At 56.7% G+C, this 15558-nt stretch carries 13 protein-coding genes, 8 pseudogenes and 1 riboswitch; of the genes and pseudogenes, 7 read left to right on the top strand and 14 right to left on the bottom strand.

The genetic code is table 11. The annotated features are described in order from the left end of the window. Positions 1-54: 54 nt before the first annotated feature. The 5 genes and pseudogenes from MLPF_RS17055 to MLPF_RS03970 all read right to left on the bottom strand — a co-directional run bounded on the left by MLPF_RS17055 (position 55) and on the right by MLPF_RS03970 (position 3655). A pseudogene (locus MLPF_RS17055) lies at positions 55-1531 on the bottom strand (class I adenylate-forming enzyme family protein). A 15-nt stretch (positions 1532-1546) separates the two neighbouring features. After that, positions 1547-2004, bottom strand: a pseudogene (locus tag MLPF_RS03955) (flavodoxin family protein). After that, positions 2001-2471, bottom strand: a complete 471-nt coding sequence (locus tag MLPF_RS03960) for a tetratricopeptide repeat protein (protein WP_162196933.1) — start codon at positions 2469-2471, stop codon at positions 2001-2003. Before MLPF_RS03960 ends, MLPF_RS03955 begins: the two are co-directional and overlap by 4 nt. A gap of 14 nt (positions 2472-2485) precedes the next feature. Then, positions 2486-3220 (bottom strand): 4-hydroxy-tetrahydrodipicolinate reductase, encoded by a 735-nt coding sequence (dapB, locus tag MLPF_RS03965; RefSeq protein ID WP_045843216.1) that lies wholly within the window; start codon positions 3218-3220, stop codon positions 2486-2488. A gap of 276 nt (positions 3221-3496) precedes the next feature. Continuing rightward, the gene (locus MLPF_RS03970; protein ID WP_156147130.1) at positions 3497-3655 is read right to left on the bottom strand and encodes a hypothetical protein; all 159 of its coding nucleotides are present in this window, start codon (positions 3653-3655) and stop codon (positions 3497-3499) included. A gap of 547 nt (positions 3656-4202) precedes the next feature. Between MLPF_RS03970 and MLPF_RS17060 the strand changes: the two are divergent. The 3 genes and pseudogenes from MLPF_RS17060 (at position 4203) to MLPF_RS17070 (ending at position 5218) form a co-directional block, all read left to right on the top strand. Next, positions 4203-4676, top strand: a pseudogene (locus tag MLPF_RS17060) (DUF222 domain-containing protein). 61 nt (positions 4677-4737) lie between these two features. Next, positions 4738-4986: a DUF222 domain-containing protein gene (locus tag MLPF_RS17065; RefSeq protein WP_420329606.1), complete on the top strand. Its 249-nt coding sequence runs from the start codon at positions 4738-4740 to the stop codon at positions 4984-4986. Positions 4987-5011: 25 nt separating this feature from the next. Then, a complete protein-coding gene (locus tag MLPF_RS17070; RefSeq protein ID WP_420329607.1) occupies positions 5012-5218 on the top strand; it encodes a DUF222 domain-containing protein in 207 nt (68 codons plus the stop codon). A 21-nt stretch (positions 5219-5239) separates the two neighbouring features. On the opposite strand, the gene MLPF_RS17075 is transcribed toward MLPF_RS17070, so the two are convergent. The 4 genes and pseudogenes from MLPF_RS17075 to MLPF_RS03990 all read right to left on the bottom strand — a co-directional run bounded on the left by MLPF_RS17075 (position 5240) and on the right by MLPF_RS03990 (position 8547). Next, the gene (locus MLPF_RS17075) at positions 5240-5425 is read right to left on the bottom strand and encodes a hypothetical protein (protein WP_420329608.1); all 186 of its coding nucleotides are present in this window, start codon (positions 5423-5425) and stop codon (positions 5240-5242) included. Positions 5426-5445: 20 nt separating this feature from the next. Beyond that, positions 5446-6533, bottom strand: a pseudogene (locus MLPF_RS03980) (PDR/VanB family oxidoreductase). Positions 6534-6904: 371 nt separating this feature from the next. Then, positions 6905-7896, bottom strand: a pseudogene (locus MLPF_RS03985) (metal-dependent hydrolase). 144 nt (positions 7897-8040) lie between these two features. Continuing rightward, positions 8041-8547 (bottom strand): annotated as a pseudogene (locus MLPF_RS03990) (Lrp/AsnC family transcriptional regulator). A 126-nt stretch (positions 8548-8673) separates the two neighbouring features. Here MLPF_RS03990 and ald point away from each other — a divergent pair. The 3 genes from ald to MLPF_RS04005 are packed head-to-tail and all read left to right on the top strand — an operon-like array spanning position 8674 to position 10197. Beyond that, positions 8674-9789, top strand: coding sequence for an alanine dehydrogenase (ald, locus tag MLPF_RS03995; RefSeq protein WP_045843217.1), 1116 nt, complete (start codon positions 8674-8676; stop codon positions 9787-9789). A 24-nt stretch (positions 9790-9813) separates the two neighbouring features. Continuing rightward, on the top strand, positions 9814-9966 hold the full coding sequence (locus MLPF_RS04000; RefSeq protein ID WP_156147131.1) for a hypothetical protein: 153 nt from the start codon (positions 9814-9816) through the stop codon (positions 9964-9966). Then, positions 9967-10197, top strand: coding sequence for a hypothetical protein (locus tag MLPF_RS04005; protein ID WP_237817102.1), 231 nt, complete (start codon positions 9967-9969; stop codon positions 10195-10197). On the opposite strand, the gene MLPF_RS04010 is transcribed toward MLPF_RS04005, so the two are convergent. Beyond that, positions 10194-10364 carry a hypothetical protein gene (locus tag MLPF_RS04010; RefSeq protein WP_237817104.1) on the bottom strand — a complete coding sequence of 57 codons (171 nt, stop codon included), beginning with the start codon at positions 10362-10364 and terminating at the stop codon, positions 10194-10196. The two genes, MLPF_RS04005 and MLPF_RS04010, sit on opposite strands and share 4 nt — an antisense overlap. 193 nt (positions 10365-10557) lie before the next feature. Between MLPF_RS04010 and MLPF_RS04015 the strand changes: the two genes are divergently transcribed. Further along, the gene (locus tag MLPF_RS04015; protein ID WP_175266422.1) at positions 10558-10698 is read left to right on the top strand and encodes a hypothetical protein; all 141 of its coding nucleotides are present in this window, start codon (positions 10558-10560) and stop codon (positions 10696-10698) included. Positions 10699-10835: 137 nt separating this feature from the next. Here the strand turns inward: MLPF_RS04015 and MLPF_RS04020 are convergent, their stop codons facing one another. The 4 genes and pseudogenes from MLPF_RS04020 to MLPF_RS04035 form a co-directional block, all read right to left on the bottom strand. Next, complete coding sequence (locus tag MLPF_RS04020; protein WP_156147132.1) at positions 10836-11006, bottom strand: hypothetical protein; 171 nt, start codon at positions 11004-11006, stop codon at positions 10836-10838. Positions 11007-13494: 2488 nt separating this feature from the next. Continuing rightward, positions 13495-13689 (bottom strand): annotated as a pseudogene (locus MLPF_RS04025) (PPE family protein, SVP subgroup); the annotation flags it as partial. Between the two features lie 510 nt (positions 13690-14199). Continuing rightward, on the bottom strand, positions 14200-14550 hold the full coding sequence (locus MLPF_RS04030) for a PPE domain-containing protein (RefSeq protein ID WP_050039158.1): 351 nt from the start codon (positions 14548-14550) through the stop codon (positions 14200-14202). A gap of 215 nt (positions 14551-14765) precedes the next feature. Continuing rightward, a pseudogene (locus tag MLPF_RS04035) lies at positions 14766-15067 on the bottom strand (PE family protein). Between the two features lie 300 nt (positions 15068-15367). Continuing rightward, a riboswitch (M-box (ykoK) riboswitch) is annotated at positions 15368-15536 on the bottom strand. Positions 15537-15558 lie beyond the last annotated feature (22 nt).

The raw sequence follows: 15558 nt of genomic DNA on the forward strand, positions 1-15558 counted from the left end.
TTCACTTTATAGTGAGTTTATAGGAGTTATTGCCCGAGTTTTCCCGCAGCAGGATTATCCGTGCTTTGCGGTAACCGTCCCACTCATCAGCTGACCAGACTCCACACCAACCTGCCAGCGGAGCTTACCCGTGAGCAGTTTGCCGCCGGCATTACGCGGCAACGCGTTGTCCACCACAGCGACATATTGCGGCGCCTTACAGTCGGCAAGTTGCCCCCAACAGTGGTCAAGCACCACCATCACGTCGATCTGCTCTGTACCGCCAAACAGTGCCGCTCCGTACCTTCTCCCTCATGCGGTCGTAAAGCACCGCCAACACGCGGGAGTCCGTAACATGCGGATCCACCAGCAGCACAGCCTCGACCTCAACGCTGGAGATGTTCTCGCGGCCCCGGTTGATGACATCCTTGAGACGATCGATACGTGCACCCGACCTACGTAGCTAACCCGAGCTATGTCGCCGGTATGCAACCAGCCGTCCACAATGCAGAGAAATAGTCTGCGGCCGGTTCCAGTAGCTTGGTCGTCACATGGCGCCGCGTACTACCAACGCGCCCACACCCGTGTTATGACCGTCAGAGACCGCACCAAGATCCACCGAGGGGACCGTATACCCCACCGAATCGGCATGCTCCACAGCATCCTGGTCAAGCAGGGCGGTCATCAGCAAAGCAGTCTCGACCATCCCGTAACCGTTGAACACCGCGGTCCACAGTAAAACGTTTTCACCCGGTGCACGAGAGACAGGGAGATCGGTGTCCCGTCATAGACTACCCAGCACGCACCGGAGACGTCTGCGGCAACAAAGTCATTGTGCTGCAACAAGAAACAGTAGTCCACGGAGACGGTAAGCATGAACGAGATGCACCCTGCAGACAGCGCTGCGATCAACCCGTCAATATTCAATGCGGGCATGATCACCGCCTTCCAAGACGCACTGCCACCAAAAGCTGCGAGTTGCAGCCGGTCCGGAACCTAGATCAACGTACGCAGCTCCTCGCCGAGATCCCTTGACTGACAGAGACATCAAATCGTGTTCTCGACGTTGGTCAGGAAAGCCTCGTGTGTGGTCAACACCCCCTGGAGGTGACCGGTAGTAAACGAGCTGTAGAACAGCACGGCGGCGTCTGTGTAGCGAAGATGATGAATCACATACGGTTGGCCGTCGGGTAATGTAGTCTCCGGTGCCAGCTCCACCCGAGCACCCGCGTAGGACAAGATGAACTCGACTTCAGGCTGCACCGACCGGGTATTGACCAGTACCGCAACATCGCCGACCATAACGGTGCCCCAAAATGCCAGCACCCAAAGCGACTCGTGAAGCACGCTGGCCACAACTGCCGGTAGGTCATTCGGGCCACTCCAGCTCAACTATGGTATCCCCGTTTGGGCGGTTGTCGACCTGCTCAGCAAACATGTTCAGCAGCGTGGCGGTCAAGCGATCTCAGTACGGGATGAAGTTGCGGTCGAGGGAAACTCGCTTCACCACAAACGGATTGTCGCCATGGAAGACGTCAATGGCAGCAGGCATGCCCGCTCCTTCCGATCATTCCATTAGCATCGCGGCAAGCGTGCCACCCACTTCGTGGGCTCGTTCGCACACCGTGGCATCGACAGGACTGACGGCCTCCAGCACGTCTGCAGCATGAGTCAGCGACAACCCAGTAGCAAGCTTGCCGACGGCGACCGCGGGCGCCGACGGTGTCGTTGTTGCCATGCACCCACAAGCCGTAGGAACGTCCCGACACGTGGTCCAGAATCGGGTAGTAGACGGTGTCAAAGAAGTGCTTAAGCGCCCCGGACATGTTGCCGAAGTTGGCGGCGGTGCCAAACAAGTAGCCGTCGGCGTCAAGCATGTCCGCGATAGTCGCGGCCAGCGCCGGTCGGGAAACCACGTCTACACCGCCGATCTCGGAATCGTTGGCTCCGGAAAGCACTGCCTCCAGCAGCTCTCGGGTAGTCAGCGACGGGGGTATGGTGCACCACCAGAAACTTCTTAGTCATTGGCAGGGTAAGTCGCTCCCGTGTAGTTCTAGGGCTGTCTTCATGGCTTCCCGCGCGCGACGACGATCTCCTGCGTATTCGTAGGCCCGAGCCAGCCGGTACCAACGGCGCCAGTTGTCGGGATCGCCTGCTAGCTCGGCGCGCACGGTGGCGAACAGCGCGTCAGCCGCGTTTCGCTGTATGCGCCCCGAGGGTCGTCGGAGCAGCGCGCTAGTGTCGAGCTCCATCCCGTCTGCCGCGATTAGGCGAGCCAGCTTCTGGTGAGCGAATCCTGCTCGCAGAGTAGCGATCATCGCCCATAATCCGATAAGGGGCATGATCAACAACGCCAGCCCCAGACCCACGGCGGCCGCCCGTCCTGAGCCAATCATCGCGATGGCCATACGACCCAACAACACAAGGTATGCCAGCATCGCGAAGCACAGAGCCGCGATGAGCAACTGGATATACAGGCTGCTCTTGATCATTACAGTGTCGTTCATTACAGGTTGAGTAGGGGCTCGAGACCCACCGTGAGGCCAGGACGTTCGGTGATGCGACGCACCGCTAACAACACGCCGGGCACAAATGATGTCCGGTCCAGGCTGTCGTGGCGGATGGTCAACGTCTCCCCCGCAGTACCGAACAGCACCTCCTGATGGGCGACCAGTCCGGCCAGCCGCACCGAGTGCACCGGGATACCGTCAATGTCGGCGCCTCGGGCACCAGGCAGGCTGGTACTAGTGGCATCGGGATTGAGCGGCAAACCTTTTCGCGCCTCGGCAATCAGCGTCGCAGTGTGCGTCGCGGTGCCCGAGGGTGCATCGGCTTTGTGTGGATGATGCAGCTCGATAACCTCCACCGAGTCAAAGAACGGCGCGGCCTGTCTGGCGAAATGCACCGAGAGCACCGCACTGATCGCGAAGTTAGGCGCGATCAGCACTGATGTGTTGGGCTGATCGACCAGCCATGACTGCACCTGCTGCAGCCGCTCGGCGGTGAAACCAGTGGTGCCAACCACGGCGTGAATTCCATTGCCGATAAGGAACTCTAAATTGCCCATCACAACATCTGGATGGGTAAAGTCGATGACTACCTCGGTGTTGCCCTCGGTGATCAGGCCCAGCGGATCATCGGCCTCCACCTCCGCGGACAGGGTCAAATCCTCGACGGCCCGCACAGCCTGCACCATCGTCGACCCGACTTTACCTTTGGCTCCTAACACACCTACTCGCATAGTGTTCACCCTAGACCGAACGGTTGGAGAACCTTAGCCGCCTTGACAGGTGTTTAGCCTGTGCGGCAAGTCAGGCACAAGTATGGCCCACCTGGCGTTCACTGCAAAACAAGTAATGTAGCGGTGCAGCTCATCGGGCCACAGCGAAAGCACCTCTTTAAATCGACGGAAAGCGCCTTTTCCACTTATCGCGGCCTCTAGAGAGTCCACCCAGTAGCGATAAACAACTCCAATATCCCAGTAGCCCGCTTACGAGCCGATGCACTCCACATAGAGCTAGCGGCCCTCATCCTCGTCAAAACTGTCGTCTTCACAGATCCGAGCCTGCGACCCACAATCACCGGTTTTGAGGTCGATCCAGCCACCACCCCACATGGGATCGCCTCCCATGAGTAACGCCAGCTGCTCCAGGTCGACTGGCAACAGACGAAGCATTGGCGCGGACCTTGGTTGAGGATTGCTACAAGTTGATCGGCCAACTCTTTGTCCCCGCTCATGCGCACTCGTTTAGCGCAGCCACACACTTGTCCGGTTAGTCCAGCCGCTTCTGGTAAATAACTGGACAACGATGTCCCGGAGTCCATCACCTGCGAGCTGAAGGACCTCGTCGGTGAGTAGCCCACGCACAGTCTCGACAACAGACCCGTTATCGGTGAACATCGCTGCACGTAGCGCCTTCACGGCGTTTGCATCCCACGTACGCTTAACGCAACGGTAACGGAGCAGTCACGCTAGATCGCAGAACGGGCCCCGCGATCGTATTCAGCGGATTTGCCCACAGTTAGCTATTCATCTACAGAGGCCAGCTGGGACATGGCTCCCTGCGATACATCGAAATAGAGTTCGAACATGCTTTCGGCTAAGATCCCGCCTGGAGTAACTGTCAAGCTCGACACATTCAATGCCGCTGTAACAGACATTGGCGAGCTGAACTTCGACGGCTTCGAGCCTCCCTATCCGGTTACATGCGCTGGAACCAAATATGGAGACGGCTCGTCGGCAGCAGATCGCGGTAAGTCACGAGGTAATTTCGGGCCTGGCCAAAGAAGATCCCGCCGATGTCGACGGCCCGGCTCACACAGTGGTCGCCGATTGGCTACGAACCAGCTGCGCCAAAGCTCGCCGCCGGCTGAAGGAATTGTCACCGCGTTTAACACTCGCCAGCCGGCATATTGCTGCCAGACCTACCGGCTACCGCCCAGACGGGGCAAAATGACATCCTCGATGGTCAACACCTGCGAATGATTCAAACCTTCTCAAAAATCTCCCAGACATAACGCCGCCCGATACGCTCGTTCACGCCGAGCAATTTCTTGCCCAGCAAGCGGCAAAATTGCGTCCCCACCAGCTGGAAAAGCTGGCGCTCAAGTGTGCGCTGCTGATCAACCCGTACGGGCAATTTCCCGGCTCCGACCGCACGCCGACGCGATTTTACCTGGTGCAGTCAACGGTCTGATAGGATGAGCATCGGGATGCTGATCACATACATACCCGGAATTGCGCACCAATAGCGACGCGTGGCTGGCACGATTCGCCACGCCTGGCATATGCCACCCGGACAACCAAGCCTCTCCGTGTCAGCGGCCAACCCAACGAAAGAGACAGCAGACAAGGACACGCGTGGCCACACCCAACGCCAACACGATGCACTCACGGCCTTGGTCCAGGTCCAGTTGGGCTATCCGAAACTCGGCGTGCACAACGGACTGCCGGTGACGGTCATCGTGTGGACCACGCTTCAAGAGCTAACGTTGGGCACGGACTGAACCGTAACGGGCCGGCGGTACACTGGTGTTGATGCGCAACCCGATCCGGATGGCCAGCCAGGCCTATCGCTATCTGGCCGTATGCGATGAGCATTCAAATCATCCACTGTGTCTTAGGCAAACTCGCCAAGTGACCTCACCAGATCAGCGAGTGGTCCTGTATGCGAAGGATCGCTACTGCACATCCCCGGCTGCAACATACCCAGCTATTGGTCCGAAGTTCACCATATAGATTGAGTGGTCAGCCGGCGGCTTAACCGATGCCGACAAACTCGCCTTTGCCTGTCAACCCAACCATAAGCAGGATGGAAATGGCTGGCGGACAAAGAAACTTCCCCACGACCGCACCGAATGGATCCCGCCGCCGTATCGGGATCACAGCCAAGCCAGAACGAACAATTATCACCGCCCAGAACAACTGTTCGACACCGATCAGCACCGATGTTGATGTACGGCCTATCAGACGTCAATGACCACCCGACTGCTTTTCGCCCGCGATACACAAACCAGCATCTCGTCATCGCTCTCGGTAGAGCGGCCACAACGATCGACCTGTCCAGCAATAACTTTGACCTTGCATGTTCCACAGAAACCTTGCTGGCACGAGTACGCCGTGGCCGGATCCCGGTCAAGCATGACGTCAAGTGCCGACCGATTAGCCGGAACGTTGAGCACACACCTCGACCGCGCGAGTTCCAACTCGAAAGAGATCCCGTCGACGAGGGGCGGCGGGCTAAATCGCTCGTAGTGCAGTGGCGCGTCGGCGTGTTCGTTACGAGCCAGCCGAACCGCCTCCAGCATGGCGGTCGGCCCACACACGTAAACAGCCGTCGTCGGCCCCGCACCGTCCAACAAATCGTCGACAGTGATGATGCGACTATGCTCGTCGTCGGCCCATACAGTAACCCGACCTGGAGCCACTGAAACCACTTCAGCCAGAAACGGCATGTACTCACGGCTACTAACCAGCATATATTGCCCGCCAGTTGCTTCCACGTTGCGCAGCCACCTGGATCATCGGCAGCATGGGAGTCACCCCGATGCCGCCGATCACGAACAGCAAATCGCGCTCGGCCGTGCCGAGGTGGAAAGCGTTGCGGGGACCTTCGAACATTACGATGTCACCCACATCGAATGTGTCATGCATCTCAATCGAACCGCCGCCACCGTCGGCGATTCGGCGGATCGCGATGCGGTAGTCCATGCGGCGTTCGGGCGGACCGCATAAAGAATCATAAAGAATATTGCCGCCGACGGCCCGATGGTAGCTGAACGTCGATATGCCCGCCGGGCGTCCAGGACGGCAGTAAACCACCTTGCGCATCGGCCAATGTCAACGCAACCACATCAGGGGTAACGAGCTAGCGTCTGATGACTACTGCAGATTGAGTCCGCCGCACCGGCTTCACCCAAGACGGCTCCCACCGCGAAGCTGAGGCGAATCCGCCGAACACCGCACGGATACCCCACAACAATGTAGCAAGCCGATCACGGTTGCACCGGCCATACAGGTCGGCTGGCCTACTGGTCCAGATACTCTCTGACACGATGCAATTCCCCAACAGACTCAAGCCCGTCGAATGCCCAAGCACGCTAACAGCCGAACTACCGACGGGCTGATGCGGCGCATCGCGTACCCAATCTTAGACTCGACGGCAATCGGCACGACCGCGAATCGTGCTGGCTGAACACAAGTATTCACCAGCTCCACGCACGTCGTAGGACACGAAGCTGTATCGGTTGTGGAAACTTTCATAGAACTCCCACATTATTCCTCACCAGACATAATGGTTGGTCGAGTCAGACGTGCACGACCAGGATATTCGAGCGCTACGGGATAGATCGTAATGTATCGATTTATTTCAAAGGTGATGTCGTCGAACGACGTAATGTCAGCTGCCAATATGGTGTTCATCGATCAGTGCGAAGCGCGGGCAGCTGGTGAGACCGCTAAATAGTCGACTGCCCGCTCCAGCCCGCCTAGTTGTGACGGGTGGAAACCCGGCTTGTAGTAGTCCCCAACGATTCTCACTAAACGCCGCGGCGCGGGTACCAATCCCCGACGTGCTGCCGCGAAGTAGTCACGCCACCGCGGTTTGGTCCCCTGCGGCAAGTAAGGATCCACCGAGTACATGAACTGTACTCCGCGAATCCACAGCAGCAGCATCACCGGCGTGACTGCCAGTTGGGTGCGTACCTGCCGCCAATATCCACCGCGCAGATGCTTCATAGTGTCGAACGCCACCGCTTTGTGTTCAACCTCTTCGGTCCCGTGCCACCGAAGCATGTCCAGCATCACCGGGTCGGCGCCGACGGCATCGAGCTGTGGAGAGTCCAAAATCCACTCCCCCAAAACGGCGGTGTAGTGCTCGATTGCCGCTATGCACGAAACCTGCTCCAGCAACCAGCTGCGCTGTCGTCGCACGTTGCACTGCGGTTTATCCCCTAATAGTTTATCAAAGAGCCACTTGATCTGATCAGGTGTACGGCGTCAGGTCGATGCCCTGCGCAGCGAAGTGGGCAAGCACCCCGGAATGCGCTTGGGAATGCATGGCTTCCTGGCCGATGAATCCCTGTACATCCAGCCGCAGCTGATTGTCCTTAATCAGTGGCAGCGTCTTCTTAAACACCTCAACGAAAAACTCCTCACCCGTGGGCAACAGCAGGTGCAACACATTGAGTATGTGGGTCACCAACGGCTCGTTGGGCACATAGTGAAACGACAGCTTCGCCCAATCAAAACCAACGTCACGAGCTTCGAGAACGAGACGTTCGTTATCTAAAGAAGCGTCATGTGGACCCGCTGCCTCGTCATAGGCGGTTAACATCCCTACCCTGTCTGAAGGTTGACACCGATTGAGTAAATATCGTCTCGATGTACACCACACAGTCGGAAGTGAAAGTATATATTAGAATGGGAGAAGCCTTAGGTGTAAAATATGGTCGTCAACCAACTGTCTTACGACGCTGACCCGTTGCCGGCCGTCTTGCACTTAGCAACGCGCCGCGCAGAATCAGTAATAACTATCGCACCTCAGCACCCAGTACCGATGTCTAGATCGGCACAATTCCGCACAGATGCTCGAAAAGCCAATGATGTCCGGGTTCCTGCGATATCGGCGTAAACTCTACCACCAACACGTAAAAATCGTCGGTGTCGCGGGCGGTTACGTGCAGGATGAAATCGTCGGCGCTGGCCAAGAAATAGACATCCATTACAGGGCGTCTGCGGCGGATCTGCTGAATGAAGCTGCGGATCTTCCCACGCGCGTTGGACTTTAGACTGACCGAGATAATTGCCTGCAGCAGCAATTCCACTGCGATCGGATCGATGTCGGTATAGAACCTGTGGATAACACCGAGTTCCAGGAGCCGCCGAACCCGACCATGAAACGTTGACAGCGTAATCCCGACCACCTTCGCTAGCGCATTGTTGGTCATCCAGGCATAGCCGTGCAGCAAGCGCAGCATTCTGCGATCCACCGCATCAATACCAGAGAGCCGAACATCCTTCGGTAAGTCGCCCTGCTCATCTCGCGGTTCCGTTGAGTCATTAGACATATCGAATATATATCGCAATAACCATTAACTATATCAATATGGCCATCATTTAAGGTATTGCGGACTATTCGAACTTTCTTCACACTTGAGCTACAATCTTAAACGATTTTGCGCCAGGGAGTGATTATGCGAGTCGGTATTCCGACCGAGACCAAAAACAACGAGTTCCGGGTGGCCATCACGCCGGCCGGCGTGGCCGCCCTGACACACCGCGGCCACGAGGTGCTTGTGCAGGCAGGTGCCGGGGAAGGCTCGGCAATCGCCGATGCGGATTTCAAAGCGGCAGGAGCCCAACTGATCAGCACCCCCGAACAGGTGTGGGCCGAGGTCGACTTGCTACTCAAGGTCAAAGAGCCCATACCTGCCGAGTATGGGCGCCTACGACACGGCCAGATCCTTTTTACGTATCTGCATCTGGCTGCCTCACGTCCTTGCGCCGACGCGTTATTGGCCTCCGGCACAACGTCAATCGCCTACGAGACCGTGCAGACCGCCGACGGCGCGCTGCCGTTACTGGCTCCGATGAGCGAGGTGGCCGGACGACTGTCGGCTCAGGTGGGGGCCTATCACCTAATGCGGACCCACGGGAAGTGCGGGGTACTGATGAGTGGAGTGCCCGGCGTAGAGCCCGCTAACGTGGTCGTGATCGGCGGCGGGACTGCGGGTTATAACGCGGCTCGAATTGCCAACGGTATGGGTGCGACCGTCACGATTTTTGATGTCAACATAAACAGACTACGGGAGCTCGACGCGGAGTTCGGTGGCCGCCTCCGCACCCGCTACTCGTCGGCCTACGACCTAGAAGGTGCGGTCAAGCACGCCGACCTGGTGATCGGCGCCGTGCTGGTGCCGGGTGCCAAAGCTCCCCGGTTGATCTCGAATTCTCTTGTCGCACACATGAAGCCGGGCGCGGTGTTGGTCGACATTGCCATCGATCAAGGCGGTTGTTTCGAAGATTCGCAGCCCACCACCCATAATCAGCCGACGTTCGCGGTGCATGATACGTTGTTCTATTGTGTGGCAAACATGCCTAGCGCAGTACCCAAGACATCGACATTCGCGCTGACCAATGCAACGATGCCATATATACTCAAACTCGCAGACCATGGCTGGCAGGCAGCCTGCCGGTCGGATCCCGCTCTGGCAAAAGGTCTTTCGACGCATAACGGTGCACTGTTGTCTGAGCAGGTAGCCAACGACCTGGGATTGGCCTTCACTGAACCGGCAAGGGTGCTGGCCTAAACGCCAGCACCCGCCTGACCAGCAATGTGCCGTTTAGATTTCATGGTGTGGTTGTGCTGGTTGTTGGTGGTTATTTCTTGCTGGTTTGGTTTTGTGTGGTTGAGGGGTGTGGTGGGTTATGTGGTGGGGATCGGTGGTGTGGGTTGTGTTGGTGGTTTAGGGTTGGTCGCGGCGTAGGTGGGCTGCTTGCAAGGGCCGCCGAGTAGTTGGTGTTGGTCACCGGCCGCGACATCGAAGCTGGCGATGCTGGGGGTGCGTCTGGTGTGGCGGGTGGCCGGGGATCAGTTGCGCTTTTCTGGTGATGTGTTAGCCCGCCACGCGCACAAGTCACCAGATCACGCCGTGGATGGCTTTTATCTTCCTTCCGCGGTCGATCCCCACAAAAAGTCAAGTACTGCCCTAGGCTAGAGCACCGCCGTACGCGTCATCACCGGCTGCGAGGTCATCGACGAACTGTGAAACCAACACGGCACCAACACAGCCGGGGGCACACCGGCTGGCCGAGGGCCGGTGAACAAACAGACACCCCACAGCCATAGCATGCACCCGAAAGCGCCCCCAACACCCAGCGCCAACAAGATCTAGGCTAGCCCACCAAACTCCCGACCGTATCGGCCAGCGATGGCACACCAGAACACTACTTCACCTGCCACCTATGAAACCGACCAACAATTCCTGCCACAAACACCAACACCCCCGGCCACCACACAACAACGTGAGATCGAGTCCTTCTTTAGAGATGGGACCCAGGGTGTGGATGGAACGAACTTGAGGAACTGCGTTATGGGTTATGGGCAAGTTCGTCAGCACCCCGATGTCGTTGAACTGCGTGTTACAGTCAAGGAGAACCCTGATGAGGAGTACGGGGCGGTAAGTATCGATGCACCGTTTGACCCGAAAGGCCGTTGAAGAAGCGTGTTTACGGTGACAATGTAGCCGGTGGGCAGGTTCACGCCCACTTGTGTAGTAACGAAAACAGCGGGTTGGGCATTGTAGCTATTAGCTGATAACAGCATCTGGACTTTGCTGGTTGTGGTCGTAACAGCTCAAGCCAACGCGCCGGCCTGGCCGACTGGTGTGCTAGTGTGGGCGACTTCTAGTGGCGTGGCGAACGCGGTCATTGTAGTGGCAGCCACTGAAGTTCCAGCGTAAATGGCCATGGCCAGAGCATCTTGGGCGCACATGTCGAGATAGCGGGCTTCGGTGGCTGCAATCACGTTGGTTTAGTGACCCAATACGCATGGGGGACGCCACCAGCGAAGCCAGTTGACTGCGGTTGGCTGCTACCTACTTCCGGTGGTACGTAGGCGGCCAATGCAGCCTCGTAGGCGCTCGCGGCGACATTGACTGGGGTCGAGCCGGCTTAAGTGGCTTGTATGGCGGCAGCGTGTAACCAACTCAGGAAGGTGGGTAATGGCATTGGTCAGACCAGCGACGACAGACCTATCTAGGGCCGCTAGTCAGGGATCGAGATCACTGATGAATACCAGGACAAGATAGACTATAGGTACGCGGCCCAGCGAATCCCAAGCCACCGTGGCCGACGTGCATCGGCACCAAATCTGGACCAGGAGAGATCCTGCCGAAGTTATTGCGGGCGGAAACCCCGCGTAAAACATCTCGATATCCCTTGTTAGCTGACGATAGGTGGTAATGGACTGTCACTGGACACGGTGGTCATTCCTCAACAAAGGGGATCACGATGCTGGTAGGCGGACTCAGCATAGGTGACCACAGCACCTGAGGATCGCGCCAGTGCCACTAAACGCACTTGCTGAGTTATAGTGCGTCTAAACAAGCTCGACAGGGCCATCTGACCAAAGACGCCGCTTGGGCCGGCAAACGACGTTAACTGAGGCACCCGCTAGGTCAGCCGGTATCCCCGAAGGTCAAGGAAGGTTTTGATTGCCGGGGCGGCTTAGTCCAGCCTTGAGGCACCAACAAACTTCCCACCGCGGCCGCCTACCCCAGTACTCTGGACACCGAACCGGCACTGACTGAACACACGTGTGGGATCAACCAATCAGCTATCGGAGCCAACGCCCCGCTGATCACTTTCGGTCCCGCGAAATACGCCGAGACTCCCTTGTCTGTTTTGCCCCCACACCGCATAGAACAGTCCAAACGACAAAAACGGGCTACCCACCCCGGCAGGGAATACAGCCCAATCAAAACTGACCAGCTGGTGTTCCAGTTGGCTAAATCCATCGAAAGTCTTAGCGCCAACGCAAGCCCGACCAAAACGTTCTGCGACCGGGTCGACGGCGACGACAATACCGTCGTTGCCATACTTTGCAATGCAGTCAGCATCGAGTTAATCAGCTCGGGATAGCCGCTAACCGAAGTTGACGCCAGCTACGCTGCTGACCTGAGAAACCGTGGCAACTGCACGGTACTAGCCAAGGTATTGACAATCTGCGATGGACTGGTAGACAACCCTAACCGCGACGCGATCACCTACGAGGTCGCAAAGGTACACTTACTATTGTGTCGACATCTTGAGCCCACCTCTCCAGGTAATGGGCTTCAGCGGTAAAATCGCGGAAGTGTTTTGACCCAACAAGTTAGTAGCGGTGAACGTCATCAGCAGGCTTTCGGTTGGTCGCAATTGCCAGCGGAGGCACCATTGTGGCGAACGCGGCCTCATACTTGGCCGCCGTGGCCACTCGCGCTCAGCTTGCGCGCCAGTCACACTACATCCACGCCACACAAGGCGCGGCCGCAGCCGCCATAGCAATTCGGAAGGAGACCCCCGTCCACGCGCTAACTGGTCAGGCGCTCGATCGCGAAACAATTCGTGGACTGCCGCTCCACAGCTAACTCATCCTATGCCATCGCAACAGCCAACATCGTCGCCGAACTGGCACCCACATACATCTACATCCAACCTCAGTTGATCTTCGGCAGAAGCACCCCGAAATCAAGCATCTATTATCTCCGATCCCCTAAAGGTACGCCATCCTAAGCGCAGCTACCTGGCCCGGCATGTAGTCTGCAATATCTCTTAATGAAATCCATCACATCTGACAGCAACAGATCCCTGGTCGCTACCTGAGAATTTTGTCCGAGCCACCATTTACTTGCTAAGAATTCTCACACTAATGTAATGGTAATCATGATCGCAACTTATTCGAACTGCCTTCCCGTCGTGTAATAACAACGTAAACAAAAATATCACAGACCTGTCGACCTAGCGATGGCCTTTCAGTTAACACATGTAGCAGGAGAATCCTAATTATATTGACAAATAGCAACCATACTAGAAGTAGATCAAGGAATACGATCTACTTGCTCGTACTTTAAGCAAGTAGATCGGCAGCAAATCGACACCAAGGTCGACCTTGATCCGAGGCAAGGAAAGCATTCTAGTTCACTTCATCCATAAATTCTAAAGATTTGATATTGCACAATTATTATAGTGACAATTCTAGTAATCTTGGCGTCTAGCGACTAGTTTCTAAACCAATTAATCGCTGGTATCAACGCAATCATTTCCAGACTACGCAGGAGAACGCTTTAATATAGATCACCATGGTGGACGTTGGCGTAGATCGGACTCGCGGCGCTGTGTGATGTCGCCAAATTGGTCGTTTAACTTGCATAGTGCACTCCACTTAATTTCACCAAAAGTAAGTGGTCGGCATGATGGATCGGACCTTCATAGAATCCCCTAGTGCGTGTAGCGCGAGGGTATCTCGCCCTGGCCTATCCGGCGTCGGGTGGGCGTGCCACGAAACTCGAGCGGAAACTGTATTGCGGAACAACGCCGCCCACACCTGTACCGCCCATGCCGAACACAAGCAATGGCAGTCCTGGCTCTCCAGCTGCGGGCGTGTTCGGAACGGTCATCGGCGTAGCTCCTAGCGACCGAAGTCCGAGACTGGCGAAGAGCGCAAGCGTTTTCCATGTAGGGCTATACCGACAACAGCTCGACTAAGATCACGTTGCCAAAATCAGCCGACACTGCGTTCCCGAAACCGCCCAGTCCGCCGATGCCGGCTGGAGGTCCTGGCACCGCGCCACCAACCGCCTGTTACAATATCTCTCAACGTCTGCCTGACCGCTCCACAGCCAAGAAAATTCGTAAACACGCCAACGCGTAGGGCAAGTGCAAAAAACCCGGACCCAAATATGCTATTTCCCAGAGCGGGATTTAGCATTACGACTAAAACGATGTTAGAGGTACCGTAATATATGCTCAGAAAACCATCGAGTCCCGTGGGGTAATTAGCCGACCCCTGAGCAAACCGATTTAACCTCGACCCGAGCTCACTGAGGATCCCAACGAGACCTGACGCCAGCGATGACAACCCCTGCAGTGCGGCGGAAACAATGCAGAGCAATTGAGATAACTTGCTCTGCCAGGGGTTCCTAGCCAACGCGTCCTTAGCTTGAGCCACCACAGTTGGACTAGGCAGCCACTCCAGGGTTGGCTGCAGCTGAATAAACAGGGTCAACCGGATAGGTCGTAACCAAGGAACCGGCATAGTCGTACATCGCCGGCTGCGTCCTGGGCCCACATTCTGGCTTCATTCCTTCGACAGCTGCAATCGCCGGAGTATTTTGACCTAATGCGTTGTTTACGACCAGTGACATCAGCCGATTGCGGTTTACCAAGATCAGCGGCGAGGGAACCGTTTTGGAGAATGTGATCTCATACGCCTCGGTGGCCGCCGTCTCTTGCGCGGCGGTCTGCTCCACCTGAGCAGCAACCGTGCTCAGCCACACCACATAAAGCGCGGCCACAACCGCCATCGACACCAAGCCGGACCCCGACCCTCCTCATTGGACAGCGCTAAAACTATCGACCCATAAGACACAGCGCCGCCGAACGCCACTCCGCGGCCAAACCCACACCAAGCCGACGCAGCGGCCAGCAGTGGCGTAAAGCCAGCCCCCGACATACATGCGCGCGAAGCCGATCGGGTGGCAACGTAACAAAGTACGGGGATGCAATTATAATTACCCTCCTTTGTCTAGCTGATCGCGATCGCGTTGGCAGCTTCGATAACCGCATAGGAATACGCGCTCGCACTCAAAATCCCGACAAACAGTTCGTGCACTACCATCGCTTGGGCACTCACCGACTGGTACGTCGCTCCGGTGTGCGTTGAATTGTGTTGCGGCCAAAATTGATATCTCGTCAACGGGAGCAAGAAGCAGCCCCTTGGTCGCAGCTGCCGCAGCTGCGTTTTGTGTAGCCATCACGGATCCCACCCTGTTTAGGCGACTAGCCACCGTTAGCTAACACTTCTGGATGCATAAAGACAAACGACATTGGGCTTAGCCTTACGAAAAGAGACAGAACCCGAGTTTGGTGGCCACCTCCGAAGCTACTTCGACGCACTCCACTCATACGAATCCGCTAAGTAGAAACGATCGGATCAAATCTTTAGGAAGGTAAACCGATTCAAACTGCGGAAACGGCACCCGGGTTAGTTCGCAACGAAATAGTCGTCGCTTTAAACTGCGGACTATCGTCGGGACTCATTTCGCCCTCACCTCCTCGCGACCAAGGGCACATGAGGGTACCGCGCATTGCACTGTGGGGAGGACGGCCCTACACGAATATCTGAATACGGCACCCCTCTCGTCAGAACTTCGGCACCACACGGCATATCCGGCTCAATGAGAGCCGGAAGGATTTGGGCTCAACCCTTAATCCGGGAGGAACTGTCTTGCCCCTAAGACTCGTTCGACGTCAGTGTCCTATATCCGTGCAGAATCCTCGCCTAGTGAGGTACTTGCAAAGGCGCCGCATGGAGCTCG

Origin of the sequence: Mycobacterium lepromatosis (assembly GCF_000975265.2) — a bacterium.
Taxonomy (GTDB): domain Bacteria; phylum Actinomycetota; class Actinomycetes; order Mycobacteriales; family Mycobacteriaceae; genus Mycobacterium; species Mycobacterium lepromatosis.

Bases quoted from the DNA above. Each gene is read 5' to 3' on its own strand.
- MLPF_RS03960 (WP_162196933.1), bottom strand. From the start codon at position 2,471: ATGATCAAGAGCAGCCTGTATATCCAGTTGCTCATCGCGGCTCTGTGC.
- dapB (WP_045843216.1), bottom strand. From the start codon at position 3,220: ATGCGAGTAGGTGTGTTAGGAGCCAAAGGTAAAGTCGGGTCGACGATG.
- MLPF_RS03970 (WP_156147130.1), bottom strand. From the start codon at position 3,655: ATGCTTCGTCTGTTGCCAGTCGACCTGGAGCAGCTGGCGTTACTCATG.
- ald (WP_045843217.1), top strand. From the start codon at position 8,674: ATGCGAGTCGGTATTCCGACCGAGACCAAAAACAACGAGTTCCGGGTG.
- MLPF_RS04000 (WP_156147131.1), top strand. From the start codon at position 9,814: ATGTGCCGTTTAGATTTCATGGTGTGGTTGTGCTGGTTGTTGGTGGTT.